The 25,342-nt window shown below is 66.8% G+C and carries 27 protein-coding genes; 14 read left to right on the forward strand and 13 right to left on the reverse strand.

Going from position 1 to position 25,342, the window contains the following annotated elements; all coding sequences use genetic code 11:
* Positions 1–76: 76 nt before the first annotated feature.
* The 3 genes from M9902_RS01375 to M9902_RS01385 form a co-directional block, all read right to left on the reverse strand.
* Positions 77–286, reverse strand: a complete 210-nt coding sequence (locus tag M9902_RS01375) for a cold-shock protein (protein WP_297173172.1) — start codon at positions 284–286, stop codon at positions 77–79.
* A 278-nt stretch (positions 287–564) separates the two neighbouring features.
* Positions 565–1,173, reverse strand: a complete 609-nt coding sequence (locus tag M9902_RS01380) for a rhomboid family intramembrane serine protease (protein ID WP_297220660.1) — start codon at positions 1,171–1,173, stop codon at positions 565–567.
* Between the two features lie 27 nt (positions 1,174–1,200).
* Positions 1,201–1,836, reverse strand: a complete 636-nt coding sequence (locus M9902_RS01385) for a glutathione S-transferase family protein (protein ID WP_297220662.1) — start codon at positions 1,834–1,836, stop codon at positions 1,201–1,203.
* Positions 1,837–1,943: 107 nt separating this feature from the next.
* On the opposite strand from M9902_RS01385, the gene M9902_RS01390 reads away from it, so the two are divergent.
* The 6 genes from M9902_RS01390 to M9902_RS01415 all read left to right on the forward strand — a co-directional run bounded on the left by M9902_RS01390 (position 1,944) and on the right by M9902_RS01415 (position 6,935).
* Positions 1,944–2,405, forward strand: a complete 462-nt coding sequence (locus M9902_RS01390) for a ribonuclease domain-containing protein (RefSeq protein ID WP_297220664.1) — start codon at positions 1,944–1,946, stop codon at positions 2,403–2,405.
* Positions 2,402–2,851 (forward strand): barstar family protein, encoded by a 450-nt coding sequence (locus tag M9902_RS01395; protein WP_297220666.1) that lies wholly within the window; start codon positions 2,402–2,404, stop codon positions 2,849–2,851. The genes M9902_RS01390 and M9902_RS01395 overlap by 4 nt, the downstream gene beginning before the upstream one ends.
* Before the next feature lie 9 nt (positions 2,852–2,860).
* Positions 2,861–3,415 (forward strand): GNAT family N-acetyltransferase, encoded by a 555-nt coding sequence (locus M9902_RS01400; protein ID WP_297220668.1) that lies wholly within the window; start codon positions 2,861–2,863, stop codon positions 3,413–3,415.
* Complete coding sequence (locus tag M9902_RS01405; RefSeq protein WP_297173156.1) at positions 3,412–3,747, forward strand: non-heme iron oxygenase ferredoxin subunit; 336 nt, start codon at positions 3,412–3,414, stop codon at positions 3,745–3,747. Before M9902_RS01400 ends, M9902_RS01405 begins: the two co-directional genes overlap by 4 nt.
* 21 nt (positions 3,748–3,768) lie before the next feature.
* Positions 3,769–4,482 carry an MgtC/SapB family protein gene (locus M9902_RS01410; RefSeq protein ID WP_297220671.1) on the forward strand — a complete coding sequence of 238 codons (714 nt, stop codon included), beginning with the start codon at positions 3,769–3,771 and terminating at the stop codon, positions 4,480–4,482.
* Between the two features lie 230 nt (positions 4,483–4,712).
* A complete protein-coding gene (locus M9902_RS01415) occupies positions 4,713–6,935 on the forward strand; it encodes a TonB-dependent siderophore receptor (protein WP_297220673.1) in 2,223 nt (740 codons plus the stop codon).
* A gap of 144 nt (positions 6,936–7,079) precedes the next feature.
* Here the strand turns inward: M9902_RS01415 and M9902_RS01420 are convergent, their stop codons facing one another.
* Both M9902_RS01420 and M9902_RS01425 read right to left on the reverse strand, forming a co-directional pair.
* Positions 7,080–7,658: a HutD family protein gene (locus M9902_RS01420; protein WP_297220675.1), complete on the reverse strand. Its 579-nt coding sequence runs from the start codon at positions 7,656–7,658 to the stop codon at positions 7,080–7,082.
* A 110-nt stretch (positions 7,659–7,768) separates the two neighbouring features.
* The gene (locus M9902_RS01425; protein ID WP_297173145.1) at positions 7,769–8,110 is read right to left on the reverse strand and encodes a ComEA family DNA-binding protein; all 342 of its coding nucleotides are present in this window, start codon (positions 8,108–8,110) and stop codon (positions 7,769–7,771) included.
* A 223-nt stretch (positions 8,111–8,333) separates the two neighbouring features.
* Here M9902_RS01425 and M9902_RS01430 point away from each other — a divergent pair, with 223 nt between their 5' ends.
* Both M9902_RS01430 and M9902_RS01435 read left to right on the forward strand, forming a co-directional pair.
* The gene (locus M9902_RS01430) at positions 8,334–9,782 is read left to right on the forward strand and encodes a M20 family metallopeptidase (protein ID WP_297220677.1); all 1,449 of its coding nucleotides are present in this window, start codon (positions 8,334–8,336) and stop codon (positions 9,780–9,782) included.
* Between the two features lie 486 nt (positions 9,783–10,268).
* Positions 10,269–12,104 (forward strand): DEAD/DEAH box helicase, encoded by a 1,836-nt coding sequence (locus M9902_RS01435; protein ID WP_297220679.1) that lies wholly within the window; start codon positions 10,269–10,271, stop codon positions 12,102–12,104.
* Positions 12,105–12,281: 177 nt separating this feature from the next.
* Here the strand turns inward: M9902_RS01435 and M9902_RS01440 are convergent, their stop codons facing one another.
* From M9902_RS01440 to M9902_RS01450, 3 genes are all read right to left on the reverse strand, one after another.
* A complete protein-coding gene (locus tag M9902_RS01440; protein WP_297173136.1) occupies positions 12,282–12,434 on the reverse strand; it encodes a hypothetical protein in 153 nt (50 codons plus the stop codon).
* 91 nt (positions 12,435–12,525) lie between these two features.
* A complete protein-coding gene (locus M9902_RS01445; protein ID WP_297173133.1) occupies positions 12,526–13,668 on the reverse strand; it encodes an MraY family glycosyltransferase in 1,143 nt (380 codons plus the stop codon).
* Between the two features lie 82 nt (positions 13,669–13,750).
* Positions 13,751–15,139 (reverse strand): FAD-binding oxidoreductase, encoded by a 1,389-nt coding sequence (locus tag M9902_RS01450; RefSeq protein ID WP_297220681.1) that lies wholly within the window; start codon positions 15,137–15,139, stop codon positions 13,751–13,753.
* Between the two features lie 159 nt (positions 15,140–15,298).
* On the opposite strand from M9902_RS01450, the gene serA reads away from it, so the two are divergent.
* Positions 15,299–16,540, forward strand: coding sequence for a phosphoglycerate dehydrogenase (gene serA, locus M9902_RS01455; RefSeq protein WP_297173126.1), 1,242 nt, complete (start codon positions 15,299–15,301; stop codon positions 16,538–16,540).
* A gap of 122 nt (positions 16,541–16,662) precedes the next feature.
* Here the strand turns inward: serA and M9902_RS01460 are convergent, their stop codons facing one another.
* Positions 16,663–17,220: an NUDIX hydrolase gene (locus M9902_RS01460; RefSeq protein WP_297220683.1), complete on the reverse strand. Its 558-nt coding sequence runs from the start codon at positions 17,218–17,220 to the stop codon at positions 16,663–16,665.
* A gap of 147 nt (positions 17,221–17,367) precedes the next feature.
* Between M9902_RS01460 and M9902_RS01465 the strand changes: the two genes are divergently transcribed.
* From M9902_RS01465 to mtnC, 5 genes are all read left to right on the forward strand, one after another.
* Positions 17,368–18,951, forward strand: coding sequence for an amino acid permease (locus M9902_RS01465; protein ID WP_297173120.1), 1,584 nt, complete (start codon positions 17,368–17,370; stop codon positions 18,949–18,951).
* 111 nt (positions 18,952–19,062) lie between these two features.
* Positions 19,063–19,722: a class II aldolase/adducin family protein gene (locus tag M9902_RS01470; protein WP_297220685.1), complete on the forward strand. Its 660-nt coding sequence runs from the start codon at positions 19,063–19,065 to the stop codon at positions 19,720–19,722.
* Between the two features lie 81 nt (positions 19,723–19,803).
* Positions 19,804–20,439: a methylthioribulose 1-phosphate dehydratase gene (locus M9902_RS01475; RefSeq protein ID WP_297220687.1), complete on the forward strand. Its 636-nt coding sequence runs from the start codon at positions 19,804–19,806 to the stop codon at positions 20,437–20,439.
* A 14-nt stretch (positions 20,440–20,453) separates the two neighbouring features.
* Positions 20,454–20,996, forward strand: coding sequence for an acireductone dioxygenase (locus M9902_RS01480; protein ID WP_297220689.1), 543 nt, complete (start codon positions 20,454–20,456; stop codon positions 20,994–20,996).
* 56 nt (positions 20,997–21,052) lie between these two features.
* A complete protein-coding gene (mtnC, locus tag M9902_RS01485; protein WP_297220691.1) occupies positions 21,053–21,748 on the forward strand; it encodes an acireductone synthase in 696 nt (231 codons plus the stop codon).
* A gap of 7 nt (positions 21,749–21,755) precedes the next feature.
* On the opposite strand, the gene M9902_RS01490 is transcribed toward mtnC, so the two are convergent.
* The 4 genes from M9902_RS01490 to hisA all read right to left on the reverse strand — a co-directional run bounded on the left by M9902_RS01490 (position 21,756) and on the right by hisA (position 25,336).
* A complete protein-coding gene (locus M9902_RS01490) occupies positions 21,756–23,129 on the reverse strand; it encodes a calcineurin-like phosphoesterase C-terminal domain-containing protein (protein ID WP_297220693.1) in 1,374 nt (457 codons plus the stop codon).
* 106 nt (positions 23,130–23,235) lie between these two features.
* Entirely contained in the window at positions 23,236–23,841 is a 606-nt protein-coding gene (gene hisIE, locus M9902_RS01495; RefSeq protein WP_297220695.1) for a bifunctional phosphoribosyl-AMP cyclohydrolase/phosphoribosyl-ATP diphosphatase HisIE, read from the reverse strand.
* Positions 23,838–24,608, reverse strand: coding sequence for an imidazole glycerol phosphate synthase subunit HisF (gene hisF / locus M9902_RS01500; protein ID WP_297220697.1), 771 nt, complete (start codon positions 24,606–24,608; stop codon positions 23,838–23,840). The genes hisIE and hisF overlap by 4 nt, the downstream gene beginning before the upstream one ends.
* Entirely contained in the window at positions 24,602–25,336 is a 735-nt protein-coding gene (hisA, locus tag M9902_RS01505; RefSeq protein WP_297220699.1) for a 1-(5-phosphoribosyl)-5-[(5-phosphoribosylamino)methylideneamino]imidazole-4-carboxamide isomerase, read from the reverse strand. Before hisA ends, hisF begins: the two co-directional genes overlap by 7 nt.
* Positions 25,337–25,342: the final 6 nt, after the last annotated feature.

Genomic DNA, 25,342 nt, shown 5'->3' on the forward strand with positions numbered 1-25,342 from the left:
GCCGGCATGGCCGTGTCGGCACCCCACAAAAAAAGCCCGGCCGAAGCCGGGCTTTTCATCGACGCGATGAAGCGACTTACGCCGCCTGCACTTCGTCCGCCTGCAGGCCCTTCTGGCCCTGCACGACCTTGAAGGTCACCTTCTGGCCTTCCTGCAGCGAACGGAAGCCGTTGCCCTGGATCGAGCGGAAGTGGACGAAGACGTCCGGGCCGGACTCCGGGGTGATGAAGCCGAAGCCCTTGGCGTCGTTGAACCATTTGACGGTTCCGGTCTGACGATCAGACATGTTGTTACTCCTGAAACAGTGGGTCATGGAAACACGATTCGATGGTTTCGAAGCGCGACTGTCGAGCAAGGGGTAACGCACACGATGTAGCGGATCGCAGCCGATCTACCGCATCGGGTCACGATGTACCGTGATCCCGCTTGAAACAGTGCGCGCACCTTACCCTGTTTTCGGGCGAAAGTGTGGATTTTGGCGCATTTTTTTCACGCGCCACGGGACGGGAAACCGCCGGGTTCCGCCCCGGCCTTCGGGAGCTGCCACCCCGGACTAGCGCAGCGTCAGCCGGTCAGCGATTGCAGGAAATGCCCCAGCACCCGTGGTTGCAGCGCCAGCGTGAGCAGCACTCCGTAGGCGGCGCCCCACAAATGCGCGCTGTGATTGACGTTGTCGCCCCCGCGGCGATCCATCCACAGGCTGTAGCCGACGTACAGGACGGCGAACAGGATGGCCGGGATCGGAATCGGCAGCGGGAAGATGATCAGCGTCGACCAGGGGGCGAACAAGATGAAGGCAAACAAAACGGCAGACACGCCGCCGGAGGCGCCCAGACTCCGATAAGCGGGATTATTGCGCTGCACAATGAACGTCGGCAGGATCGAAACCACGATCGCCGACAGGTAGAACAGCACGTAGCCCAGCGGCGAGAACCACGCCGAATACACCCGTTCCACCGCGCTTCCGAACGACCACAGCGTGATCATGTTGAACAGCAGATGGGTCCAGTCGGCGTGGACGAAGCCGTAGGTCAGCAGGCGGTCATACTGGTGTCGGCGCTGGACCGCCGGTGGCCACAGCAGCAGACGCTCCAGCAGGCTGCGATCGTTGAAGGCCCGCCACGACACCAGCACGGTCAGGCCCACGATGATCAGGTTGACGGACAGCTGCATCTCAGCGCTCCGCCGCCGGCAGACGGTTCACGGCCATTCGCCCAGGTCCTCGCGTTGGTACAGCGTCGCAAACGTCGGCCTTGCGGTCATCCGGCGCGCCAGTTCGGCAAGCTGCGGAAAGTCCAGCGCCGGCGTTTCCATCTTGCGGCCGATCCGCATCAGCAGCACGAGGAAGAAATCCGGCACCGTCGGCTCGGCGCCAAGCAGGAACGGCCCGTGCGCCGCGAGATGGGCGTCGATCCGCCGCCAGTGCGCCGCCACCCGCCGTCCGGCGTGCGCCTTGACCGCCTCGCGCTGTTCCGGGCCTGCCACCGGATCGGGGAACCACCACTGCCGCACCAGCGGCTGCACTTCGTTGGCCAAGTCGAACATCCATTGCAGGAGCGCGAACCGGCGCGGATCATCCGGCCCCGGCGCCAGGCCCGACTGCGGATGCCGCTCGGCCAGCCACAGCGCCAGCGCCGGCGCTTCGTGCAACGGCTTGCCGTCGATCACCAGGGTCGGCACGACGCCGTTCGGATTCAAGGCCAGATAGTCCGGCGATTTCTGTGCGTCGCTGTCGAAATCCACCAACCGCAGTTCGTAGTCCATGCCGAATTCGATCAGCAGCCAGTGCACGAGAAAGCTGGCCGAACCCGGGGCGTAATACAGCAACGTGGTCATGGCGAAACCGCAGCGAGGGGAGGCCTGCATGTTCGCACGCCGTGGCCGCGCCGGCCGTGCGCTTGGTTATCCTTGCATGCTCCCGGTTGCCGCAACGCCAATCCCGCATGCGCAGAATTTCGACCACAGTCTGTCTGTTGCTCGCCGTTGCGTTGCTGTTCGGATGGCGACAGCTGCATCCCGACGCGGCGCCAACCGTCGAGGTGGCGGGATCCGCAGCGCCGGCCACTGCACCCACCCCGCCGGCCCGGGCCGGGCGCAATTCACGCCCGGCGCCACCGTCCCTGCCCGCCTTCCTGCCGCCCGAAGCGCAGGCGGTCATCGCCCGCATCCTGCGCGACGGGCCCTATCCTTATCCGCAGGACGGCAGCACCTTCGGCAATTACGAAGGCCACCTGCCACGCCAGCCGCGCGGCTGGTACCACGAATACACGGTGCCGACGCCGGGGCTGTCGCACCGCGGCACGCGCCGGATCGTCACCGGGGGTACGCCACCGCAGGTCTGGTATTACAGCGCCGATCACTACCGCAGCTTCCGCCGCTTCGAGCTCGAGGGCACCCGTCCATGAACCCGCTTGCCCACGGGCTGGCTGACCCCGCACGCTCCGGCATCGTCGCCCTTGCCGCCTCCGAGCTCGCTTCGCTCGCCGCGGCCGCCGACGCCGCCGGTCTGCCCATGCTGCGCATCGACCTGCGCGGCTGTCGCGACAAACCCGCCCTGCTCAAGCGCATTGCCCGGGCCTTGGGCACGCCGGCGGCGCAGGGCCGCAACTGGGATGCGCTGGCCGACCAGCTGCGCGACCTGGGCTGGCTGCCCGAATCCCGTGGCCACATCCTGCTGTTCACCCACGCCGGCAGCCTGCATGCCAGCGATCCCGCCAGCTTCAGCACCTTGCTGTCACTGCTCGCCGACGCCGCCGACCACTGGCGCACGCGCGGCATCCCGTTCCAAGCTGTTTTCACCCTGCCGGCGCACATGCTGCGCGTGCAGGGGAATTCATCCGAACCGCGCTAGCATTGCCGCATGGATGCCTTGAATACCGCAACCACGCTGCGCAGCGCCACCCTTGCCGATGTTCCCGCGTTGGTCGCGCTGGTGACGCGCTGCTATCGCGGCGAGGCCAGCCGCGCCGGCTGGACCACCGAAGCCGACTTGCTTGACGGCGAGCGGATCGACCCGGACGTGCTGCGTGCGGACATCGCGCGTCCACACAGCCGCGTGCTCATTGCAGAACGCGGTGCCACGACCGTCGCCTGCGCCCACGTCTGCCGCGACGGCGACGCCGGCTACTTCGGGATGTTTGCGGTCGCCCCCGAGCTGCAGCGCTCGGGGCTGGGATCAACGCTGCTCGCCGAGTGCGAACACATCGTGGCCGGCCAATGGCGGCTGCCGGCGCTGCGCATGACCGTGATCGAACAGCGCCCGGAACTGATCGACTGGTACCGGCGCCGGGGCTACCGCACAACCGGCGAGATCAAGCCCTTCCCCTACGGCGATCCACGCTTCGGCCTGCCCAAACGCGACGACCTGCGCTTCGTGGTGCTGGAAAAATCCCTGCCGACGGAGCACGCGGCATGAGCGGTGGGTGGACCCGCGTTTGCACCACCGCCGAACTGCTGCCCGGCGAGATGCAGGTGGCCTTCGATGAGGCCACCGGCGTGCAGATCGTCGTATTCAACCTCGACGGCGACCTGTACGCCTACGAGGACCGCTGCTCGCACGAGGACTTCGAACTGTCGGTCGGCCACTTCGACGCCGCCAGCGGGGAGATCGAGTGCGTGCTGCATGGTGCCCGCTTCGACGTGCAGGACGGACGCGCGCTGTGCGCGCCGGCGCACGAGCCGGTGATCAAGTTCCCGGTCAGGATCGAAGACGGCCAGGTCTATGTGCGGGATGATCGCGATGATTGAAGCGCCAGCGGAGGCAGGCCGATGATTCCATGGTGGGAAATGGGCCTGCGGCTGGTGCTCGCGGCCGCCCTCAGCGGGGTCATCGGGATCAACCGCGAGCACCACGAGTGGGCGGCAGGCCTGCGCACCCACATGCTGGTCTGCGTCGGCGCGGCGCTGACCATGCTGGTATCGACCTACGGCTTCCGCGACGTGCTCGGGCAGCCAGCCATCGTCCTGGACCCTTCGCGTATCGCCGCCCAGGTCATCAGCGGGATCGGCTTCCTCGGCGCGGGCACCATCCTGTTCCTGCAGCGCGAGCAGGTGATCCGCGGGCTGACCACCGCCGCCGGGCTGTGGGCGGTGGCCGCGGTCGGGCTGGCCTCCGGTGCCGGCATGTACCTGGCTGCCGCCATGGGCACCGCGCTGATGTGGACCATCCTGGCCATCCTCAAACCCCTGGAGCGGCGGTTCCTGCGCCGCAACTTCCGCAACAACCACGTCCGCCTGCGGCTGGCGGGCGGCACCCCGCTGGCACAGGTGGAAACGGCGATCGCCGAGGTCGGGCTGGAAATGTCCAGCGTCACGTTGCGCCGCGATGGCGACGGGCTGGACGTGGTCGAGCTCGAGTGCGACCCGCCGCGGCCGCGCGCCGAGCTGCTGGCCAAGGCGGACGCACTGCGGCGGATGGAAGGCGTGCTGGCGGTGGAAGTCGGCAACCTGAACGCAGCGGGCGCTGCCGGCAACAAGCGCTGAAATTCGGACGCTGCCGTCTCCCCGCGCCAGGTTGCCGGCGCGACGCTCTGCTGCCGCAAATGGCCCCACCTTGCCGGCGCCGCTGGGCACACGCTGGGCGCCTGCCCGCGGACACACTCCAATGCCGGAACGCCGGCTTGAAGTCCAAGATTTTGTTGCGTATGCGAATCAGTCTCATTATCATGCGCACCCGATGCGGCCGGATGCCGCCACACCCCACCAAGGACCCCATGTCGTCACACCTGTTCGCGCTGTCGCGCACGCTCCTCGCACTGGCCATTGGCCTGTCCCTGGCCACGCCCGCCTTCGCCGGCACGACCACAGCTGCCACCACGCCAAAGCACGCAGGAACGGGCCATCCAACCGCCGCAAGCACCGGCACCGAAACACCGTCAGGCAGCGGCGGAGATTCCCCATCCGCGCAGTCCACCGGCAACGGCGACCCGACGCGATTGCACGGCGTGGTGGTGATCGGCCAGCGCTACCTGCCCGATTACAACGTGCGCAGCACCCGCAGCGCGACCCGCACCAATACCGCCCTGCTGAACATCCCGCAGGCGGCCACCGTCGTCACCGACAAGCTGGTCGCCGACCAGGCCATGACCAGCTTCGGCGATGCCTTCCGCTACATGCCGGGGATCGGCACGGCGCAGGGCGAAGGCAACCGCGACACCCCGGTCATGCGCGGCATCAGCACCACCGGCGATTTTTACGTCGACGGCATCCGCGACGATGTCCAGTATTTCCGTGACATGTACAACCTCGACCGGGTCGAGGCGCTCAAGGGCCCGAACGCCCTGACCTTCGGGCGCGGCGGCAGCGGCGGCGTCATCAACCGGATCACCCGCGTGGCCGATGGCATGGACCACCACAGCGGAACCGCCCAGTTCGGCTCGGGCCTGCGCCGGCGCGGAACGATCGACTACGGCACCGGCATCGGCGACCGCGCGGGATTCCGCGTCAACGCCGTGTACGAGGATTCGGACAGCTTCCGCGACGATGCGACCCTGAAGCGCTACGGCATCAACCCGACCTTCAACGTCGACTTCGGCAGCGCCACATCGCTGCTGCTGTCCTACGAGCGCTTCCACGACAAGCGCACCGCCGACCGCGGCGTTCCCTCGTACCTTGGCCGCCCGGTCGCCACCGACCCTTCGACCTTCTTCGGCAATCCCGAGCTCAGCTTCAGCGAAGCCGACGTCAACGCCTTCGACGCCACCCTCCAGCACGCCTTCACCGAGCAGCTCAGCCTGCGCAACCACCTGCGCTGGGCCGATTACGACAAGCTGTACCAGAACGTGTTCCCCGGAGCGGTCAGTGCAGACGGTGCCACGGTGACACTCGGGGCCTACAGCCACGCGACCCGGCGCACCAATCTTTTCAACCAGACCGATCTGGTCTTGGAAACCCAAGCCGCCGGGATGCGCCACACCCTGCTGCTGGGCAGCGAGCTTGGGTATCAGTCGAACGACAATTTCCGGATGACCGGCTACTTCGCTCCGGGCACCAACGTGGTTCCGGTGGCTGCACCCAACGTCGATGCCGCTGTCGATTTCCGCCAGAGCGCCAGCGACGCCGACAACCACACCACCGCCAGAATCACCGCCGTCTACCTGCAGGACCAGATCGAGTTTTCACCACACTGGCAGGCCATCATCGGCCTGCGCTATGACGATTTCCGGGTCGACCTGCGCAACAATCGCAACGGCCAGGTCTTCCGCAGCGCCGACCACATGCTCTCCCCGCGCGCCGGGCTGATCTTCAAGCCCAATGCCGACGTCTCGATCTACGCCAGCTACAGTCGCGCCTTCCAGCCGCGCTCCGGCGACCAGTTGGCCTCGCTGACGGCCAGCAACGCCGCGTTGCGCCCCGAGAGTTTCAGCAACCGCGAGATCGGCGCCAAATGGGATATCCGCCGCGACCTGCAGGCCAGCATCGCGGTGTACCGCCTGGACCGCGGCAACGTGGCGATCGTGGATCCGAACGACGCGACCCGCATGCTTCTGGTCGATGGCCAGAACACCCGCGGCGTCGAACTCGGCCTGGCCGGGCGCATCACCGACGCCTGGCAGGTCATGGGGGGCTATGCCTGGCAGACCGGCGAAATCACCACCACCCAATCGGCGACGATCCTCAAGGGCAACCGGTTGGCGCAGCTGCCCCGTCACTCCGCTTCACTGTGGAACCGCTACGACTTCACGCCGCGCTTCGGCGCCGGCCTGGGCATCGTTTACCGCGGTGCGCTGTACGCCAACGTCGACAATCGGGTCACTTTGCCCGCCTTCACCCGCATCGATGCAGCCCTTTACTGGAGCATCACCCAGGACATGGAAGTCCAGCTCAACGTCGAGAATCTCGGCAACGTGCGCTACTTCTCCAGTGCCCACAGCAACAACAACATCAGCCCCGGCGCCCCGCGCAGTGCGTGGGTGTCGATCAATTACAGGTATTGAGGCAATGCTGACTTGAGCAGCATTGCCTTGAATACCCGGCGTTGCGGCGAGGGCATCGAGGCAAACATCGAAAACAGGTGCGGCACGTCCCTGTGCCGCCGCGGCGTCGGTTCCTTCGTCGCCGCGTTGACCCTGGGCTCGCACTCAGGCGCACGCGCCGGCGCGATCCCCTCGATGGTTTCGTCCCTCCTGGATGTGCATCACCAGCGCTTCGCCGCTGGCCTCCAGCGCAAACCGACCGCGTTCAGCGTCGTTAGCGCACAGGATCGCGGTATCGCCCGGCTCGATCGCGCCCAGCCCGGAATCGTCGGCAAACCGTCCTTGCCCGGTGAGCAGGTGCACCGCCCAGGTTTCGCCCGGCGCGGCAAACAGCACCATGGTCCCGGCCAGCGGCCGCCGCCACAGGCAGGCATCGACCTGGCCGCGCTTCCACATCAGGTTGAAATCCCGACTCGGCCCGTCGATCGGCTCGCCGACCAGCCGACGCTCGCCTGGAAACCGCAGCTCGCCGTAAGGCGGCAACAGCTCGCTGACTTGGCCATCCTCGAAGTGCAGCCGCAGGCCGTTGCCCGACAGCAGCACCAGCTCGCGCTCCACGCCCGGATAGGGCGAAAACGGCGCGGCGACTTCGACCTCGGCGATCGACAGCCGCCAGCGCCAGTCACCGGCGGCCGGCTCGCAGAGGATTTCCGAAGTCCTGCCGGCGCCGTTTTTCCACGGCATCCTGCGATAGTCCCCGGAGCGGAGGATCCGCGATGCCGGGCGCGCAGAAGACCCCTGCTCCGCCATGGCCCGCATATCCTCCATCCTCGGCTTGACGGCCGCCGGCGCGTTCATCGCCGCGCCACCGACTGCGGCGTACGCACGGGGGCAGTGCGACCCGCAGGCTGCACGGCCGGGCGCGCCGTGCCGATCACGATCCGGTCACGGTTGCGCTCGACGGTCTTCAGGCCGACGCCCTTGACCATGGCGAGCTGTTCGGGGCTGCGGAACGCGCCGTTGGCGCGGCGGTAATCGACGATGGCCTGCGCCTTGGCCGGCCCGATATTGACCAGCACGCGATCCAGGGTGGCGGCATCGGCGGTGTTGATGTTGACCGTCTCGCCGGCGATCGCGCTGCCGAACAGGGCGAACAGCAGGACGATCGAAGACAGCAGGGTGGACAGGGTTTTCATGGCGTTGCTCCTTGCGGTGGGTGGCTACCGATTCGCGTCTTGCGGCCGGTGCGTGCAGATTGCCCATCGCGATGGAAGCAGGGTATCGGGAAGCTTCCCAAAGGGAATCAGACTTTCCCCCCGACAATGGGTAGGAAAAGTCTGATGTGCCCTTGCTCGGCCAGGAACGCGGCCACGGCGCCGCGCTACAATGGCCAATTGAAGCAATGTCTGAAGGGACGCCATGCACAACAGCCGATTCGACGCCGTCCAAGCCCGTGACTTCATCGCGGCGAAGTGGGACCAGGAAATCGTCCCGACCCTGGTCGACTACATCCGCATCCCGAACAAGTCACCGATGTTCGACATCGATTGGGGGGCCAATGGCCACATGCAGCGCGCGGTGGCCCTGTTCGAAGGCTGGGCGCGCGCCCAACCCATCGCGGGCATGCAGCTTGAAGTCGTCCAGCTGGCGGGGCGCACGCCGCTGATCTGCATCGAAATTCCGGCGTTCGGCGGCGGCAGCGGCGATGACTGCGTGTTGCTCTACGGCCACCTCGACAAGCAGCCGGAGATGACAGGCTGGGATGAAGGCAAGGGCCCGTGGACGCCGGTCATGGAAGGCGATCGCCTGTACGGGCGCGGCGGTGCCGACGATGGCTACGCGATCTTCGGCGCGCTGACCGCGATCATGGCGCTGCAAGCCCAGGGCACGCCGCACGCGCGCTGCGTGGTGCTGATCGAAGCCTGCGAAGAGTCCGGCAGCTACGACCTGCCGGCCTACGTCGATCACCTGTCCGCCCGCATCGGCAAGACTTCGCTGGTGGTCTGCCTGGATTCGGGCTGCGGCAATTACGAGCAGCTGTGGTGCACGACCTCGCTGCGCGGCATGGCCGGCGGCAACCTCACCGTCGAAGTGCTGTCGGAAGGCGTGCATTCCGGCGATGCCTCCGGGATCGTCCCGTCCAGTTTCCGGATCCTGCGCGAGCTGCTCGCCCGCATCGAGGACGCCGGCAGCGGCAAGATCCTGATCGACGCCATGCACGTCGAAATTCCCGCCGATCGCCACGCGCAGGCCAAGCGCATGGCTGAAGCGCTGGGTGACGAGGTGTTCAGCAAATTCCCGTTTTTGCCCGGCATGACCCCGATGGGTACGGACCGCACCGAACTCGTGCTCAACCGCACCTGGCGGCCGGCGCTGTCGATCACCGGCGCCGACGGCCTGCCGCCGCTGGCCTCGGCCGGCAACGTGCTGCGCCCTTCGACTTCGCTCAAGCTCAGTCTGCGGCTGCCGCCGACGCTGGACGGCAAGCGCGGCGGCGAGTTGCTGCAGGAGGCCCTGCTGAAGGATGCGCCCTACGGTGCGCGCATCAGCCTGCATCTGGAAAAGGCCAGCACCGGCTGGAACGCTCCGACCATGGCGCCCTGGCTGGAAAATGCGATCGAGCAGTCGAGTCAGGATTTCTTCGGCAAGCCGGCGATGTACATGGGCGAAGGCGGCACGATTCCGTTCATGGGCATGCTCGGCGAGAAGTACCCGGAGGCGCAGTTCATGATCACCGGCGTACTCGGCCCGCATTCCAATGCCCACGGCCCGAACGAGTTCCTGCACATCCCGATGGGCAAGGCCGTGACGGGCTGCGTGGCGCGGGTGGTGGCGGAGCACGCGCAGCGGGGAGTGGCAGGGGGCTGAGGTCACAGCCTGGCCTAGCATCGCCCGAATTTCATGGTCGATTGAAGCAGGTTCGGGTGCCCTAGGACGCGAATGTCCTCCGGCGCCGGCCCGTGGCCGACGCCTCCCCCCTTGATTTTGCGTCCTAGGACACCCGAACCTGCTTTCCTGATTGCAAGTCACACATCGGTCACGACAAGCCGACGGCCGTGACCCGTGGATCTTCGGGGCAAAATCAAGGAGGAGGCATTCGTCGAAGACGGATGCCGGGGGACATTTGCCCCGAAGATCCGCGGGTCGCGGCAGGCTCGAAGATCCAGCAGGCGGAATTTCAATTCGTCGAGACCCACCAAGGCACCTGAAGATGGGTGCCGGTATTGCGGTTCCAGTTTCTGTGTATCCATCCGCGTCAAAAAGCACTTTCCTGACCGCGGGTCACGAACCGCCCATCGCAACCCGCGTAGAATGAACCCCCGTTTGACTTCGGCGACAACGCCCGCAGGCCTCATGAGCGCCGACACACCTTCCGTTTCTCCGTTTACCGCCTTCGGCCTGCCCGAGCCCCTGCTCGCGGCGCTGCGCGATGTCGGCTATGAATCGCCCAGCCCGATCCAGGCAGCCACCATTCCGCCGCTGATGGCCGGCCACGACGTGATCGGCCAAGCCCAGACCGGCACCGGCAAGACCGCGGCGTTCGCCCTGCCCGCGCTGGCCAAGCTCGATCCAGCGCCGGGCAAGCCGCAGGTGCTGGTGCTGGCGCCCACTCGCGAATTGGCAATCCAGGTGGCGGAGGCATTCCAGACCTATGCCAAACACATTCCCGGTTTCCAGATCCTGCCGATCTATGGCGGCCAGGGCTATGGCCCGCAGCTGCACGCGCTGCGGCGCGGCGTACACGTCGTTGTCGGTACGCCCGGGCGGGTGATCGACCACCTCCAGCGCGGCACGCTGGATCTGTCGCAATTGAGGATGCTGGTGCTCGACGAAGCCGATGAGATGCTGCGGATGGGCTTCATCGACGATGTCGAGACCGTGCTGAAAAGCACGCCTGACACGCGCCAGGTCGCGCTGTTCTCGGCGACAATGCCGGCGCCGATCCGCAACATCGCCAAGACCCACCTGCGCGAGCCGGTGGAGGTGGCGATCAAGGCCCAGACCACCACCGCAGCCGGCATCCGCCAGCGCTACTGGATGGTCAGCGGGATCAACAAGCTCGATGCCTTGACCAGGATCATGGAGGCCGAACCGTTCGAGGCGATGATCGTGTTCGCGCGCACCAAGCTGGCCACCGAGGAACTGGCCGACAAGCTGGCCGCGCGCGGCTTCGCGGCGGCGGCGATCAACGGCGATGTCGAACAGAAGACCCGCGAGCGCACCATCCAGCGATTGAAGGATGGCCAGATCGACATCCTGGTCGCCACCGACGTCGCCGCGCGCGGGCTGGACGTGGAGCGCATCAGCCACGTGCTGAACTACGACATCCCCTACGACACCGAAAGCTACGTCCACCGCATCGGCCGCACCGGCCGCGCCGGCCGGCAGGGCGATGCGATCCTGTTCGTGGCCCCGCGCGAGCGCGGGATGCTGCGCGCGATCGAGCGCGCCACCCGCCAGACCATCGAAGCGATGAGCCTGCCCAGCGTCGACGCGGTCAACGCACGACGGGTGGCGAAGTTCCTCGAAAAGATCGACGCCGCGCTCGGCAGCGAGGACCTGACGGTGTTCCGCGATCTGGTGGAACGTTTCGAGAACGAGAAGAACGTGCCGATGGTGGAAATCGCGGCGGCGCTGGCCAAACTCGTGCAGGGCAAGACGCCGCTGCTGTTGCCGCAGCCGGCCAAGCCGGAGCGGGTATTCGAACCGCTGCCCGATCGCCGCACCGACGCCGGCACCAAGCGGCCAACGCCACGCAAGCCAGCTGCCCCTCATCGCCACGCGCACGAACACGACCAGCGCAACGAAGGCTTGGCACACGGTCACGAAGACGCCGGCACACGCAGCCCGAGACCCGCGCGCGAACGTCCAGCGCCCGAGTTCCCGATGCAGACCTTCCGCATCGAGGTCGGCCACCGGCACGGCGTCCAGCCCGGCAACATCGTCGGCGCGATTGCCAATGAAGCCGACCTGGAAAGCCGCTACATCGGCCGCATCGACATCCGCGACGACCATGCATTGGTCGACCTGCCCGAAGGCATGCCGCCCGAACTGCTGACCCATCTGAAAAAGGTGCGCGTGGCCGGCCAGCCGCTGCGGATGCGCCTGGCCACCGATGAGGATCGCGCCGCCGGCAAGGGCAAGCGCCGCCCACCGGCGCCACGCGGACGCAAATCGCACGACGGTTGACCTTGGGTTTTCCGGCCCCGGTCAAACCGGACAGCCGCGGGCGAAACCTGTCCCGCTTGATACTGCGTGAGGCAGTTCCAGGCGCGACGAACCGGCCATTTTCCGCGGATGACCGGCCGCTCCGGCCAGCCAATCCTTCCGCGTTGACCGGCGTCGAAAACTTTCAATCCAGCCTGTTCAAAACGGCCATGGCCAGTCCATCAGCGGCGCCAGAAACCAGTAGGCCCCCACCAGCGCCACGCCCCAGAACGCCAGCTTGAGCAGCGCGTCCACCACCTTGATCGCAAGCCAGACGCCGACCACCAGCAGGATGATCGCGGCCAGGCTCACGCGGTCGCTGCCATCGGATTGAACCGGAACGCCTCTCCGCAACACCGTCGTTTGCGCACTGGGCGCGATCGCACCATCGCCACCGGCAATCTCACGCGGAGCGATCCGGATGTTCGTGCACCGGCGTCGCCTGCTGCGGCACGTCGATCACGGCCGTACTGTCCACCGGGCGGGCACGCCGCAGCCGGGCAAACAATGCCACTGCTCGCTCCCGCTTGCAGGTCAACGCGTACCAGCCCACGCACAGCAGGACGAACAGCACGAGCAGCACCGGATGGGGAACGTCCATCCGCATTGCCTGCCCCACCAGCAGTCCGCACAGCAGACTGAACCAGGTCAAGTGCAAGGCGGCGCGGGTCGGCCCGAAGCCGGCGTCCTGGAGGATGTGGTGGATGTGGGTGCGATCGGCAAAGAAAGGCGAACGCCCTTGCCGCATCCGCCGCACGCTGACCACCAGACAGTCCATCACCGGAATCGGCAGCAGCCACAGCGCCAGCACCGGATTCACCGGATGCCCCGGGTTCTGGGTCAAGCGGAAACTGACCCAGGCGATGACCAGGCCCAGCAGGGCGCTGCCGGCGTTGCCGAGGAAAGCGCTGGCACGCGGCCGCCACGGCAGGCGCAGGTTCCAGACCAGGAATCCGGCCAGGCCACCGGCCAGCACCGAGACACGCATGGCCAACTCGCCGTTGCCGGCGTACAGCGATGCCGCCATCAGCATCACCAGCGCCGCCAAGCCCAGCAGGCCAGCCTGCCCGTCGGCACCGTCGATCATGTTCATCGCATTGATGATGCCCACCGTGGCGAACACCGTGAACGGCACCGACAGCCAGCCCAGCGAGAATGTCGACAGGCCGAACACCGGGCCGATCTGCTCCACCCGCACTTCGCCCCAGTAGATGATGATCAGCGCCGCAGTGATCTGCGCCAGGATGCGCCAGTACCAGCGCACATCGTGGATATCGTCCCACAGCCCCACCGCGACCAGCAGCAGCGCCGCCACGCTGAACGCCTGCAGGCCGTCGCTGACGTTCTGGAACAGGGAAAAGGCGATCAGGCAGCCGATGAAGATGGCGATGCCACCGGTGACGGGCGTCGGCGCGGCGTGGTCCTTGCGCCCCTGCGGATGGTCCAGCAGGTCCAGCCGGTGGGCCACTGGCCGCAGCAGGCACATCGCTCCCGCCGTGAGCAGGAAGGCCAGAACCGCCGCCGTCGGGTCAAATCTTGCCAGCACGCAACGTCCCCGTTACCACAACGCTCTCCAACTACCTGGCAAGTTTAATCCAGCCGGGCGCGACCGATCAGGAATTGTGCCCTCACGCCGCATCGAACACCTTGCCCGGATTCATGATCCCGTTCGGGTCGAACGCGGCCTTGATCCCGCGCATTGCCGCGATTTCCACCGCACTGCGGGTGCACCACAGGTAGGGCTTCTTGACCAGGCCGATGCCGTGCTCGGCGGAAATGCTGCCGCCGTGGCGTTGCAGACTGTCGGCCAGCAGCCGGGTGACACGCTCGCAGTCGGCCACGAATGCCTCCAGCGCCAACGCGTCCGGCTTGAGGATGTTGATGTGCAGGTTGCCGTCGCCGATATGGCCGAACCAGACCACTTCGAACTGCGGATATTCGTGCCCCAGCAGCGCCTGCGTTTCGGCGAGGAAGGCCGGCATCGCCGAGAGCCGCACCGAGATGTCGTTCTTGTAGGGTAGGTACTTCGCAAGGCTTTCGGTGATGCCCTCGCGCAGCCGCCACAGCTGCGCCGCCTGCGCGTCGCTGGCGCTGAGCACGCCATCGCTGGCCAGCCCGTCGCTGAGGCATTGTTCGAACGCCGCCAGTGCCGCCGCTTCGCTGGCCGGGTCGCTGGCGAACTCGGTGACGACATAGAACGGATGTTGCTGCGCGAACGGGACCTGCGCGCCGTGCGCCAGCACGTGCTTGAGCGCCACCTCGGTGAAGAACTCGAACGCCTGCAACGCAAGGCGCGCCTGAAACACCGCAAAGACCTGCATCAATGCCTCGAAGGATGGCAGCGCCAGCAGCATCACCTTGGTCGGCGGCGGCGGCTCGGTCAACCACAGACTGGCCTCGACGATGATGCCCAGCGTACCTTCCGATGCGATCGCCAGATGCCGCAGGTCGTAGCCGCTGGAATCCTTGACCAGCCCCCGGCCCAGGTCCAGCAACGCGCCGCTGCCGGTCACCAGTTTCAGCCCGGCGATCCATTGCCGGGTGTTGCCGTAGCGCAGCACGCGGATGCCGCCGGCGTTGGTGGCGATGTTGCCGCCGATGCTGCACGACCCGCGCGCGGCAAAATCCACCGGGTATTGCAGACCGTGCTGTTGCGCCGCCTCATGGACACGCTGCAAGGGCACGCCGGCCTGCACGGTCAGGCAACGATCGATCGGGTCGAAATCCAGCACCCGGTTCATCCGCGCGGTGCTCACCACCAGCTCGCCGTGCGCGGCCACGGCCCCGCCCGACAGTCCGGTGCGGCCACCGGACGGCACGACCGCCACCCCCGCCGCATTGGCCCAGCGCACGATCGCCTGGACCTCGTCCACGCTGCCCGGCAGCGCGATCGCCAGCGGCGCCGGCGTCCAGCGCCGGGTCCAGTCGCGGCCGTAGTGCTCCCGATCGGCCGCATCGGTCAGCAGCCGCAACCCGGGCAGTTCGGCCTGCAGCGACAGGAGGCGGTGATCGGTCATGGCGGCGGCTCGGAAACGAAAGGCGACGGCCCGGCCATCGAAGCGGACTTCACGACCTCGGCGGCATGGGCCGGATGCAAAATAGCATGACGCAGCGCAACAAAACGCCGCGGTTCTGGCTATAGTCGCCCTTCCAATCCTCCGCGGATGCACCCCGGCATGTCCCCTCCGAAGACCTCATTCCCGAAACAGGACATCCGCGTGCTGCTGCTGGAAGGCGTCAGCCAGACCGCAGTGGACAGCTTCCGCGCCGCCGGCTACAGCCAGATCGAATATCACGCCAAGGCGCTGCCGGAAGACGAGCTGAAGGCCCGGATCGCCGAAGCGCACATCGTCGGGCTGCGCTCGCGCACCCAGCTGACCGCCGAGGTGCTGGCCCAGGCTAAACGTCTGATCGCGATCGGCTGTTTCTGCATCGGCACCAACCAAGTCGACTTGGACGCCGCCCAACTGGCCGGCATCCCGGTGTTCAACGCGCCCTATTCCAACACCCGCTCGGTGGCGGAACTGGTGGTGGCCCAGGCCGTCATGCTGGCACGCGGCATTCCGCAGAAAAACGCGCAGTGCCACCGCGGCGGCTGGAGCAAGTCGGCCACCGGCAGCCACGAGGTGCGCGGCAAGACCCTGGGCATCATCGGCTACGGCCACATCGGCACCCAGGTCGGCGTGCTGGCCGAGGCGCTGGGCATGCGGGTGCTGTTCCACGACATCGAAACCAAGCTGGCGCTGGGCAACGCGCAGCCGGCCGCCGGCCTCGACGACCTGCTGGCGCGCGCCGACATCGTCACTCTGCACGTGCCGCAGACTGCGGCAACCCAGTGGATGATCGGCGCGGCGCAAATCGCGAAGATGCCGCCGGGCGCACATCTGATCAACGCCGCTCGCGGGACCGTGGTGGTGATCGAGGCGCTGGAGGCGGCGCTGCGCTCGGGCCATCTGGCCGGCGCGGCGGTGGACGTGTTCCCGGTCGAGCCCAAGGCCAATGACGATGAATTCCAGTCGCCGCTGCGCGGCCTCGACAACGTGATCCTGACCCCGCACGTCGGTGGCAGCACGCTGGAGGCGCAGGACAATATCGGGGTGGAGGTTGCCGCCAAGCTGGTGCGCTACAGCGACAACGGCAGCACCCTGTCGGCAGTCAATTTCCCCGAGGTGACCCTGCCCGAACACCCCGGCAGCCTGCGCCTGCTGCACATCCACCGCAACGTGCCGGGCGTGCTCTCGCGGATCAACGAGGTGTTCAGCCAGGCCGCGCTCAATATCGATGGCCAGTACCTGCGCACCGACCCCAAGGTTGGCTACGTGGTGATCGATGTTGCTGCCGACGAGGCGCGGGCCAGCGCGCTCAAGGATGCGCTGGCGGCGATCCCAGGCACACTGCGGACGCGGGTGCTGTATTGATGAGACGTGATTGGTGATTGGTGATTCGTGATTGGGAAAAGCACATTGCCTCTTTCAAATCACCAATCACGAATCACCAATCACTAATCACTAATCACCAATCACGAATCACCAATCACCAATCACCAATCACCCATCCACTTGCGCGCCATCCGCCGCACCGAGGCATCTGCGGCGGGGTCAGCTGCCAGATCGACGACGCTGCGCCACGCGAGGTCCAGTGACTCCTCGCTGACGGTGAACGCCTCGTCATCACCCGCCCGCACCACATAGCGCACGTCGTAGTGCCAGTGCGCCGGCACGCCCTTGTGTTCGGGGATCCAGTGACGGTCGAGGTCAAAGATGCCGGGCTCGACGCACAGGCCGGACAGCCCGGACTCCTCCCCGGCTTCGCGCAGCGCCGCCGCGGCCAGGTCGCGTTCGCCGTCGGCATGTCCACCCAACTGCAGCCACAGCCCCAGCTTGCGGTGGTGGGTCAGCAGGACGCGGGCACCGTCGCGGCTGACCAGCCAGCAGGAGGCGGTGAAATGGCCTGCGAGGCGCTCGCGCCGGAACGGGTTGTCGGGATCGGCCAGCAGTTCGAGAAACAGATCAACCGTGTCCGACTCGGCCGGCCAGCGCCGCGCGTAGCCGAAGAGCCCCTCCCGCAGCCGCCGATCTTCCGCGATCCCGCCCGCCATTCTTCCATCCTGGCAACATGAATGCGCCGAATTATGCGCGTGCGGGACCTGCGGCGCTTGTGCAAGCCCCGTGCAGCGTATAAGGTCGGCCGATTGCGCCTGCATCCCGCAGTCGCGCCACGCAATGGACTTGAAGGGGAGCCCCCGATGCTGTTTCAGCGCGTCAAACCGCTCGACAAGATTCTCGAGACCGCGGAAAAACATGCCCTGACGCGCCAGCTCGGCGCCCTCCAACTCACCCTGCTCGGGATCGGCGCCATCATCGGCACCGGCATCTTCGTGCTGACCGCGGCCGCTGCGCAAAAGGCCGGCCCGGGCATGATGTGGAGCTTCGTGATCGCCGGTGCGGTGTGCGCGGTGGCGGCACTGTGCTACGCGGAAATCGCCTCGATGGTGCCGGTGTCCGGTTCGGCCTACACCTACACCTATGCGGTGATGGGCGAGCTGCTGGCGTGGACGGTCGGCTGGGCACTGATCCTCGAATACGCGGTGGCGGCCTCGGCGGTGTCGGTCGGCTGGTCGGGCTACTTCATGGGGCTGGTGAAGAGCGCCACCGGGTTCGAGTTGCCGACCGCGCTGGCGGCGGGTCCGGCGTGGTCGTTCACCGGCGGCATCGGCGTGGATTTCACTCACGGCGTGTTCAACCTGCCGGCCGTGATCATCGCCCTTGCCGTCACCGGACTGCTGATGATCGGCACCACCGAAAGCGCGCGCGTCAACGCGGTGCTGGTGACGATCAAGATCATCGCGCTGACCGCATTCATTGCACTCACCGTGCCGGTGATCGACGGCGCCCACTTCGAGCCGTTCGCCCCGAATGGCTGGTTCGGCAACGGCAACGGATCCGGACTGGGCATCGTTGGCGCCGCCGCCTCGATCTTCTTCGCCTACGTGGGCTTCGACGCCGTGTCGACCGCCGCCGAAGAAACCAAGAACCCGCAGCGCAACATCCCGATCGGCCTGCTCGCCAGCCTCGGCGTGTGCACCGTGTTCTACCTGCTGGTTTCGGCCGGTGCGATCGGCGCGATCGGCGCGCAGCCTACCGCGCTTGGCGTGCAGCCGGGTTCGCCGGAATTCATGGCCCAGTGCCAGGCACTGGCGACTGCAGGCACCCAGCCGTTGGTGTGTTCCAACGAGGCACTGGCGCACGTGCTGCGCATGATCAATTACGACCGCGTCGGCGACATGGTGGGCCTTGCCGCCAACCTCGCGCTGCCGTCGGTGATCCTGATGATGTTGTACGGCCAGACCCGAATCTTCTTCGTCATGGCCCGCGACGGCCTGCTCCCGGAAAAGCTGGCCGACGTGCATCCGAAGTGGAAGACCCCGCACAAGGTGACCCTGATCACCGGCATCTTCGTGGCGATTGCCGCCGCCCTGTTCCCGGTCGGGCAGCTGGCCGACATCTCCAACTCCGGCACCCTGTTCGCGTTCTTCATGGTGGCGCTGGCGGTGCTGATGCTGCGCATCAAGGACCCGAACCGCGCGCGTCCGTTCCGCACGCCGATGGTGTGGGTGGTGGCCCCGCTGGCCGTGATCGGCACCGTGTTCCTGTTCTTCAACCTGCCGTTCGAAGCCAAGATGGTGCTGCCGGTCTGGGGCGCGATCGGGCTGGTGGTCTACTTCCTCTACGGCTACCGCAAGAGCGACCTGGCCCGCGGCATCACCGGGCCGGAAGGCGGTCCGAGAATGAAGGATCCGCCGAGTTTCCACGAAGGGCCGCACGCCTGATTCCACCTTCGTGCCGCAGGCAATCACGAGAACCCGGCTGCGGCCGGGTTTTCGTTTCCGGGGTTGGCGCAGCGCAGGTATCCTTGGCGTTTCACCCCCAACGGCCCTTCCATGCACGACCACGAACGCGCGGCGCGGCAATCGTTGATCGACCACTGCCGCGCCATGAATACCAGCGGGCTGTCGCTGAACAAGTCCGGCAATGCCAGCCTGCGCTGGGCGAGCGGCCTGCTGATCACGCCCACCGGACGCGCCTACGACCGCCTGCAACCGGAAGACATCGTCTTTCTTGAAGCCGATGGCGGCTGTCCGCCCGGGCAGCTGCTGCCCTCCAGTGAATGGCGTTTCCACTGCGACATCCTGCAGGCGTTCCCGGACACCAATGCCGTGGTGCATGTGCACTCGACCCATGCCACTGCACTGGCCTGCCTTGGCGAAGGCATCCCGGCCTTCCATTACATGGTGGCGGTCGCCGGCGGCGACCACATCCCCTGCGCGGCCTACGCCACCTTCGGCACCACCGAACTCTCGCACAATGTTCTGGCCGCGCTGGGCGACGGCGTGCGCGCCTGCCTGATGGCCAACCACGGCCAGGTCGCCACCGGCAAGACCCTGGCGGAGGCCTACACGCTGGCCGAGGAAGTCGAAAACCTGGCGCGCCAATACCTGCTGGCGCGCACCTTGGGGGCAACACGCAACCTGTCCGCGGATGAAATGCGGGTAGTGCTGGAGAAATTCAAAACCTATGGCCAGCAGCGCAGTGATCATTGAGGCCTGCGGCACGGCAACGGCGCATGAAGGCCGAACCAAGTGGCATGTGGCAAGCGGGCGGCAGCCGCTAAACTTCGCGGCATGACCACCACCGCCTTCGACCACAACCTGTACGCCGGCTGCGCGGCGCAGATCATTTCCCACACCCGTGAACTGGCCGCGAAGGGCTGGACACCGGCCACCGCGGGCAACTTCTCGATCCGCATGGACGCCAACCACGCCGCGATCACGATTTCCGGGAAGGACAAAGGGCGCCTGACCGAAGCCGATATCATGGTGGTGGACATGACCAACAACGCGGTCGCCACCCACCATCGCCCGTCGGCCGAGGCCGCCTTGCACACCCACTTGTACCGGCGCTTCCCCGAGGTCGGCGCGGTGCTGCACACCCATTCACCGACCCAAACCATTGCCGGGCTGCTGCACGAAGCCGAGGGCCGGGTGCGCCTGCGCGGCTATGAGCTGTTCAAGGCCCTGCGTGGGCACACCACCCACGAAACCACCCTGGATCTGCCGGTGGTGCCCAATTCGCAGGACATGGACACCCTGACCGCCAGCGTCGATGCCGCGCTGTCCGCGCCGAACAGCTGGGGCTACCTGATTGCCGGGCATGGCCTGTATGCCTGGGGTCACGGCATCAGCGAGGCACGCCGCCATCTGGACGCGTTCGAATTTCTGCTCGGCTGCGAGCTGGAAATGCGGCGCCTGCGTGCCTGACCGGAGACGCCGCCATGAGCCGTTTGCGCATTTTCCACGACAACGCACCGCACACTCCCCTGCGGGTGCTGCACGAGCACGCCGCCATCAGCGCCGAGCTGGACGCGATCGGCGTGGAATTCAAGCAATGGCGGCCGGTGCACCCGGTCGTGCCCGGCGACCCCGCCGACGCCATCCTGGCGGCCTACCGAAGCGACATCGATCGCCTCGTGGCCGCCCGTGGCTTCAAGAGCGTGGACGTGGTCAGCATCGCGCCGGACAACCCCGACAAGGCGACGCTGCGCGCCAAGTTTCTCGATGAACACGCGCACAAGGAAGACGAAGTGCGCTTCTTCGTCGCCGGCAGCGGTCTGTTCGACCTGCACGTCGACGGCAAGGTCTACGAGGTCTTGTGCGAAATGGGCGATCTGATCTCGGTGCCCGACGGCGCCACCCACTGGTTCGACATGGGGCCGGAACCGAGTTTCGTCGCCATCCGCTTTTTCACCGAACCCGATGGCTGGGTCGGTCACTTCACCGGCAGTGACATCGCACAAGAATTTCCGCGCTACGAATGAACCCGTTCGTGGTGAGCCTGTCGAACCATGAACGGGATTCTCGCAGCTAACACGCAATGATAACCACCGTCCTCACCGACATCGAAGGCACCACCAGCAGCATTTCCTTCGTCAAGGACGTGTTGTACCCGTACGCCCGCGCCGCCCTGCCCGGCTTCGTGCGTGCGCATGGGCAGCAACCCGAGGTGCGCCGCTGGCTGGATCAGGTCGCCATCGAAATCTCTGCCAGCGCCTGCCAGGACGCGGTGATCGTCGAAACCCTGCAAGGCTGGATCGACCAGGATCGCAAGCACACGGCGCTGAAAGCATTGCAGGGTCTGGTGTGGGAAGCCGGATATCGGGATGGCGATTTCACCGCGTCGCTGTATCCGGACGTCGCACCGGCGCTGCGCGCCTGGCACGCGGCGGGACATCGACTGGCGGTGTATTCCTCCGGCTCGGTGCCGGCGCAACAGCTGCTGTTTTCGCACACCGATGCGGGGGATTTGACGCCGCTGATCAGCGCCTATTTCGATACCGAAATCGGTGGCAAACGTGAAGCCGACAGCTACCGCAGCATCGCCGGGCAGCTGGCCGTTGCGCCCGGGGAGATCGTGTTCCTGTCGGACGTGGTGGAAGAGCTCGACTCCGCCCGCGCTGCCGGCCTGCGCACGGTGCTGCTGGATCGTCGCGAGGACTACCCGCAACCCCGCTCAGGCGAGGCCGCAAACGGACATCGGCGGGTCACGTCCTTTACCGAAATCCAGGCATAAGGCGCTGCTAGAGCGGCGCTCGCGGCGACGCAGCCGCCTGCAAGCGATAGCGCGTCTGCGCGTGCACTTCACCACGCCAGCGGTCGAACGCGCGGACTTCGATCACGTGCCCGCCTTCCGCAAGATCGGTGGGCAATGCGCCGCGCCACAGGTGCGGCGACGCCTTGGCTTCGGGGGAACGATCATATCCACGCAAGACATCGGCTTCATCGTCGCGCGCGTTCTCCGCCAGCAGCGCCGGATCGGGTTGCAGGACCCTGCGCATCGGCTTCCAGGCGCCATCGTCGATCCGGTATTCGACCCTTGAATCGGCATCGCCCATGTAGACATTCGCGTACACGCCCCAGGCCGGGTAGGCGCCGTGCCGCAGCACCTTGGGTGCGTGCAGGCCGATTTGGGTGTCCTCCGGATCGCGGGCGTTGTGCCAGGCCAGCGCGTAGGCGCCGCCCATCTTCACCGTCAGCACCGCGTAGCCGTTGGGCGTGCCGTCGGCCATGGTCGCGGCGGGGATCCCGGCCGCATCCTTCACCCCCGACCAGAACGCGCCGCAGGCGGCACCGACGTTGTATTCGTGCAGCGGCTTCGGGCCGTGCCAACCATCGCGCGCCGTATGCGCGTACTGCTGCTGGATGTGGGTATGCGCGCTGAGCACCAGCACGTGCGGGAATGGCGCCAGCAGCGCATACAGCCGCGTGCGGTCTTGCGCACGGAAGCTGTCAGCGCTGTCGCGCCGGTACAGCGGGATATGCATCGCCACCACCAGCAGCTTGTCTTTCGACAGGGACGGCAGCCAGCGTTCCAGGAACGCGAACTGATCTTCGCGCAGACCGCCGATGTAGGCCGGCTGCCGCCCGGGCTGCACGATCACGTCATCCAGCACCACGATATTGGCCAGGGCGGTTTCGCGGGCGAAGGTATCGGGGCCGATGGCGCGGTGAAATGCGTCGAGCGACGCCTCATCGCTGACCGCATCGGCATCAACGTCGTGATTGCCCGGCGCGTACAGCCATGGCACGCCAAGCAACCCGGTCACGGTCTTGACCTGCGGGTACAGCGCCGGCGCATCATCCACCAGATCGCCCAGCACGATGCCCAGCGCCGCCGGCGTTCCAATCAACGGTTCGACGATATCGCGGCGGTAATAATCGACATCCGCCGCCGATTTTACCTGCGGATCGCCGAACACCAGCACCTGTGCGCTGGCGCCTTGCAAAGTCGCGGGTGCCCGTCGATAGGCGATGCAGCCCGCCGCAACGCCGGATTCCGAACGCGGCAGCGGCAACGACGTTTCCACTGTCACGGGCATGCAGGCGGAACTGGCCACCGCCGGCAGCGCCAGTGCGATGGGCAGAAACGCGAGCCACAGGAAGGAGCGGATCATCGGCGCATTATGACCACAGCCATGTTGAAAAGATCGGCGCTGTCTGCTGGCCAAGGAAGGCCGAGCGCGAATCATTCACGCGATGATTGACCTGTGTTCGCCAAGCTCAGCCGCGCCGACCGGCCAGCACGCGGCGTGCTTCCGCCAGCGACAGCCCGCGCGCGCGCAGCAGCACGGTCAGGTGATAGAGCAGATCGGCGGCCTCGCCCAGCAGTGCCGTATCGCCCTGCACCACCGCCGCCAGCGCGGTTTCCACGCCTTCTTCGCCAACCTTCTGCGCGATGCGGCGGGTGCCGGCCTCGAACAGTTGTGTGGTGTAGCTGCCCTGCGGACGCTCGCGCTCGCGCTGCGCGATCAAGACGTCGAGTTCCGCCAGGCCATCACTTGGCGCATCAGGGAAGCAGCTGGCGCGCGCAAGATGGCAGGTTGATCCGCACGGTCGGGCTTGCACCAACAGTGCGTCATTGTCGCAATCAGTTTCGAGTGAAACCAATTCCAGAACGTGACCGGAGCGTTCGCCCTTTGTCCACAGCCGGTTTTTGCTGCGGCTGAAGAACGTCACGTGGCCGCTGACCAAGGTGGCGGCCAGCGCCTCGCGGCTCATGTAGCCCAGCATCAGCACGCGCAGGTTGTCGGCATCCTGCACGATGGTGGGCAGCATTCCGCCCTGCTTGTCCCAAGCCAGCGATTCGATGTCGAAATTTCGATTCATAGCCGCACCTCGATGCCGCTTGCGCGCAGCCCGCGCTTGAGTTCGGGAATGGCCAGCGCGCCGGAATGGAACACGCTGGCGGCCAGCGCGCCATCGACGTCGGCTTCGCGGAACACTTCCGCGAAATGCGCCGCCGCGCCGGCGCCGCCGGAGGCCACCAGCGGCACCGCGCACAGCGCGCGCACAGCGCGCAGTTGCGCAATGTCATAGCCTGCGCGCACGCCATCATTGCCCATGCAGTTGAGGACGATCTCACCGGCGCCGCGCTGCTGGGCTTCCACCACCCAGTCGAGGGTGCGCTTGTTCGGCGCGCGCATCGCCTGCGGATGGCCGCTATGCGTGCGCACCCGCCACTGGCCGTCGGCCTCGCGCAACGAATCTATGCCGACCACCACGCATTGCTGGCCGAACGCTTCCGCCAGCTCGGCGATCAGCGCCGGGCGTTCCAGCGCCGGGGTATTGATCGAGATCTTGTCGGCGCCGGCATGCAGCAGCGCGCGCGCGTCCTCGACGCTGCGGATGCCGCCGGCGACGCAGAACGGGATATCGAGGACACGGGCGATCCGCTCGACCCAATCGCAGCTGGCGCTGCGCCCTTCCGGACTGGCGGTGATGTCGTAGAACACCAGCTCGTCGGCGCCGGCTTCGCGATAGCGCAGCGCCAGTTCGAGGCAGTCGCCCATGTCGACGTGGTCGCGAAAGCGCACGCCCTTGACCACCCGCCCGGCGCGCACGTCGAGGCAGGGAATGATCCGTCGGCTCAACATGCCAGCACGTCCTTCAGCGACAGATGCCCGTCCAGCAGCGCTTTGCCCAGCACCACGCTCGCACATCCTGCCGCGCGTGCGCCGATCACATCTGCAATGCCTCGCACGCCGCCGCTGGCTTGCACCTGCAGGCAGGGATATTCGGCGCAGAGGTGGCGATACAGGCCCAGGTTCACGCCGGCCAGCATGCCGTCGCGGGCGATGTCCGTGCACAACAGATGCCGCAGGCCGGCCTGCGCATAGCGTGGCAACAGCACGTCCAGGGTGTGTGTGGAGGTCTCGGTCCAGCCGTGCACCGGCAATCGCCATTGGCCATCGGCAGCCTGCCGGGTGTCGAGAGCGACGGTCAGCGCCTCGCCGCCAAACGCTTCCAGCCAATCCATCACGCGACTCGGCTCGCGCACCGCCAGCGAACCGACCACCACCCGCGTCGCACCGGCCGCCAGCAGCGCCTCGACATCCGCGCGGCTGCGCACGCCGCCACCGGTCTGCACCTGCAGCCCGGTCTCGCGCACGATCTCGGCCAGCAGCGGCGCCAGGGTGTAGCCACCGGCCTTGGCCGCGTCCAGGTCGACCAGGTGCAGCCAGCGCGCACCGGCTTCGGCGTAGCGCCGAGCCAGCGCCAGCGGCGTATCCGGGTAGCGGGTTTCCGCCGCGTAATCGCCCTGCCGCAGGCGCACCACGCGGCCATCGCGCACGTCGATCGCGGGGTAGACGGTGGAACTCATGATTCC

It is taken from the genome of Thermomonas sp. (assembly GCF_023953935.1).
In the GTDB taxonomy this organism is placed as follows: Bacteria; Pseudomonadota; Gammaproteobacteria; order Xanthomonadales; family Xanthomonadaceae; genus Thermomonas.

What these genes read in the sequence shown, in the direction of transcription:
- M9902_RS01375 (WP_297173172.1), bottom strand. Translation starts at nt 286, where the DNA reads ATGTCTGATCGTCAGACCGGAACCGTCAAATGGTTCAACGACGCCAAG.
- M9902_RS01380 (WP_297220660.1), bottom strand. Translation starts at nt 1,173, where the DNA reads ATGCAGCTGTCCGTCAACCTGATCATCGTGGGCCTGACCGTGCTGGTG.
- M9902_RS01385 (WP_297220662.1), bottom strand. Translation starts at nt 1,836, where the DNA reads ATGACCACGTTGCTGTATTACGCCCCGGGTTCGGCCAGCTTTCTCGTG.
- M9902_RS01390 (WP_297220664.1), top strand. Translation starts at nt 1,944, where the DNA reads ATGCGCAGAATTTCGACCACAGTCTGTCTGTTGCTCGCCGTTGCGTTG.
- M9902_RS01395 (WP_297220666.1), top strand. Translation starts at nt 2,402, where the DNA reads ATGAACCCGCTTGCCCACGGGCTGGCTGACCCCGCACGCTCCGGCATC.
- M9902_RS01400 (WP_297220668.1), top strand. Translation starts at nt 2,861, where the DNA reads ATGGATGCCTTGAATACCGCAACCACGCTGCGCAGCGCCACCCTTGCC.
- M9902_RS01405 (WP_297173156.1), top strand. Translation starts at nt 3,412, where the DNA reads ATGAGCGGTGGGTGGACCCGCGTTTGCACCACCGCCGAACTGCTGCCC.
- M9902_RS01410 (WP_297220671.1), top strand. Translation starts at nt 3,769, where the DNA reads ATGATTCCATGGTGGGAAATGGGCCTGCGGCTGGTGCTCGCGGCCGCC.
- M9902_RS01415 (WP_297220673.1), top strand. Translation starts at nt 4,713, where the DNA reads ATGTCGTCACACCTGTTCGCGCTGTCGCGCACGCTCCTCGCACTGGCC.
- M9902_RS01420 (WP_297220675.1), bottom strand. Translation starts at nt 7,658, where the DNA reads ATGCCGTGGAAAAACGGCGCCGGCAGGACTTCGGAAATCCTCTGCGAG.
- M9902_RS01425 (WP_297173145.1), bottom strand. Translation starts at nt 8,110, where the DNA reads ATGAAAACCCTGTCCACCCTGCTGTCTTCGATCGTCCTGCTGTTCGCC.
- M9902_RS01430 (WP_297220677.1), top strand. Translation starts at nt 8,334, where the DNA reads ATGCACAACAGCCGATTCGACGCCGTCCAAGCCCGTGACTTCATCGCG.
- M9902_RS01435 (WP_297220679.1), top strand. Translation starts at nt 10,269, where the DNA reads ATGAGCGCCGACACACCTTCCGTTTCTCCGTTTACCGCCTTCGGCCTG.
- M9902_RS01450 (WP_297220681.1), bottom strand. Translation starts at nt 15,139, where the DNA reads ATGACCGATCACCGCCTCCTGTCGCTGCAGGCCGAACTGCCCGGGTTG.
- serA (WP_297173126.1), top strand. Translation starts at nt 15,299, where the DNA reads ATGTCCCCTCCGAAGACCTCATTCCCGAAACAGGACATCCGCGTGCTG.
- M9902_RS01460 (WP_297220683.1), bottom strand. Translation starts at nt 17,220, where the DNA reads ATGGCGGGCGGGATCGCGGAAGATCGGCGGCTGCGGGAGGGGCTCTTC.
- M9902_RS01465 (WP_297173120.1), top strand. Translation starts at nt 17,368, where the DNA reads ATGCTGTTTCAGCGCGTCAAACCGCTCGACAAGATTCTCGAGACCGCG.
- M9902_RS01470 (WP_297220685.1), top strand. Translation starts at nt 19,063, where the DNA reads ATGCACGACCACGAACGCGCGGCGCGGCAATCGTTGATCGACCACTGC.
- M9902_RS01475 (WP_297220687.1), top strand. Translation starts at nt 19,804, where the DNA reads ATGACCACCACCGCCTTCGACCACAACCTGTACGCCGGCTGCGCGGCG.
- M9902_RS01480 (WP_297220689.1), top strand. Translation starts at nt 20,454, where the DNA reads ATGAGCCGTTTGCGCATTTTCCACGACAACGCACCGCACACTCCCCTG.
- mtnC (WP_297220691.1), top strand. Translation starts at nt 21,053, where the DNA reads ATGATAACCACCGTCCTCACCGACATCGAAGGCACCACCAGCAGCATT.
- M9902_RS01490 (WP_297220693.1), bottom strand. Translation starts at nt 23,129, where the DNA reads ATGATCCGCTCCTTCCTGTGGCTCGCGTTTCTGCCCATCGCACTGGCG.
- hisIE (WP_297220695.1), bottom strand. Translation starts at nt 23,841, where the DNA reads ATGAATCGAAATTTCGACATCGAATCGCTGGCTTGGGACAAGCAGGGC.
- hisF (WP_297220697.1), bottom strand. Translation starts at nt 24,608, where the DNA reads ATGTTGAGCCGACGGATCATTCCCTGCCTCGACGTGCGCGCCGGGCGG.
- hisA (WP_297220699.1), bottom strand. Translation starts at nt 25,336, where the DNA reads ATGAGTTCCACCGTCTACCCCGCGATCGACGTGCGCGATGGCCGCGTG.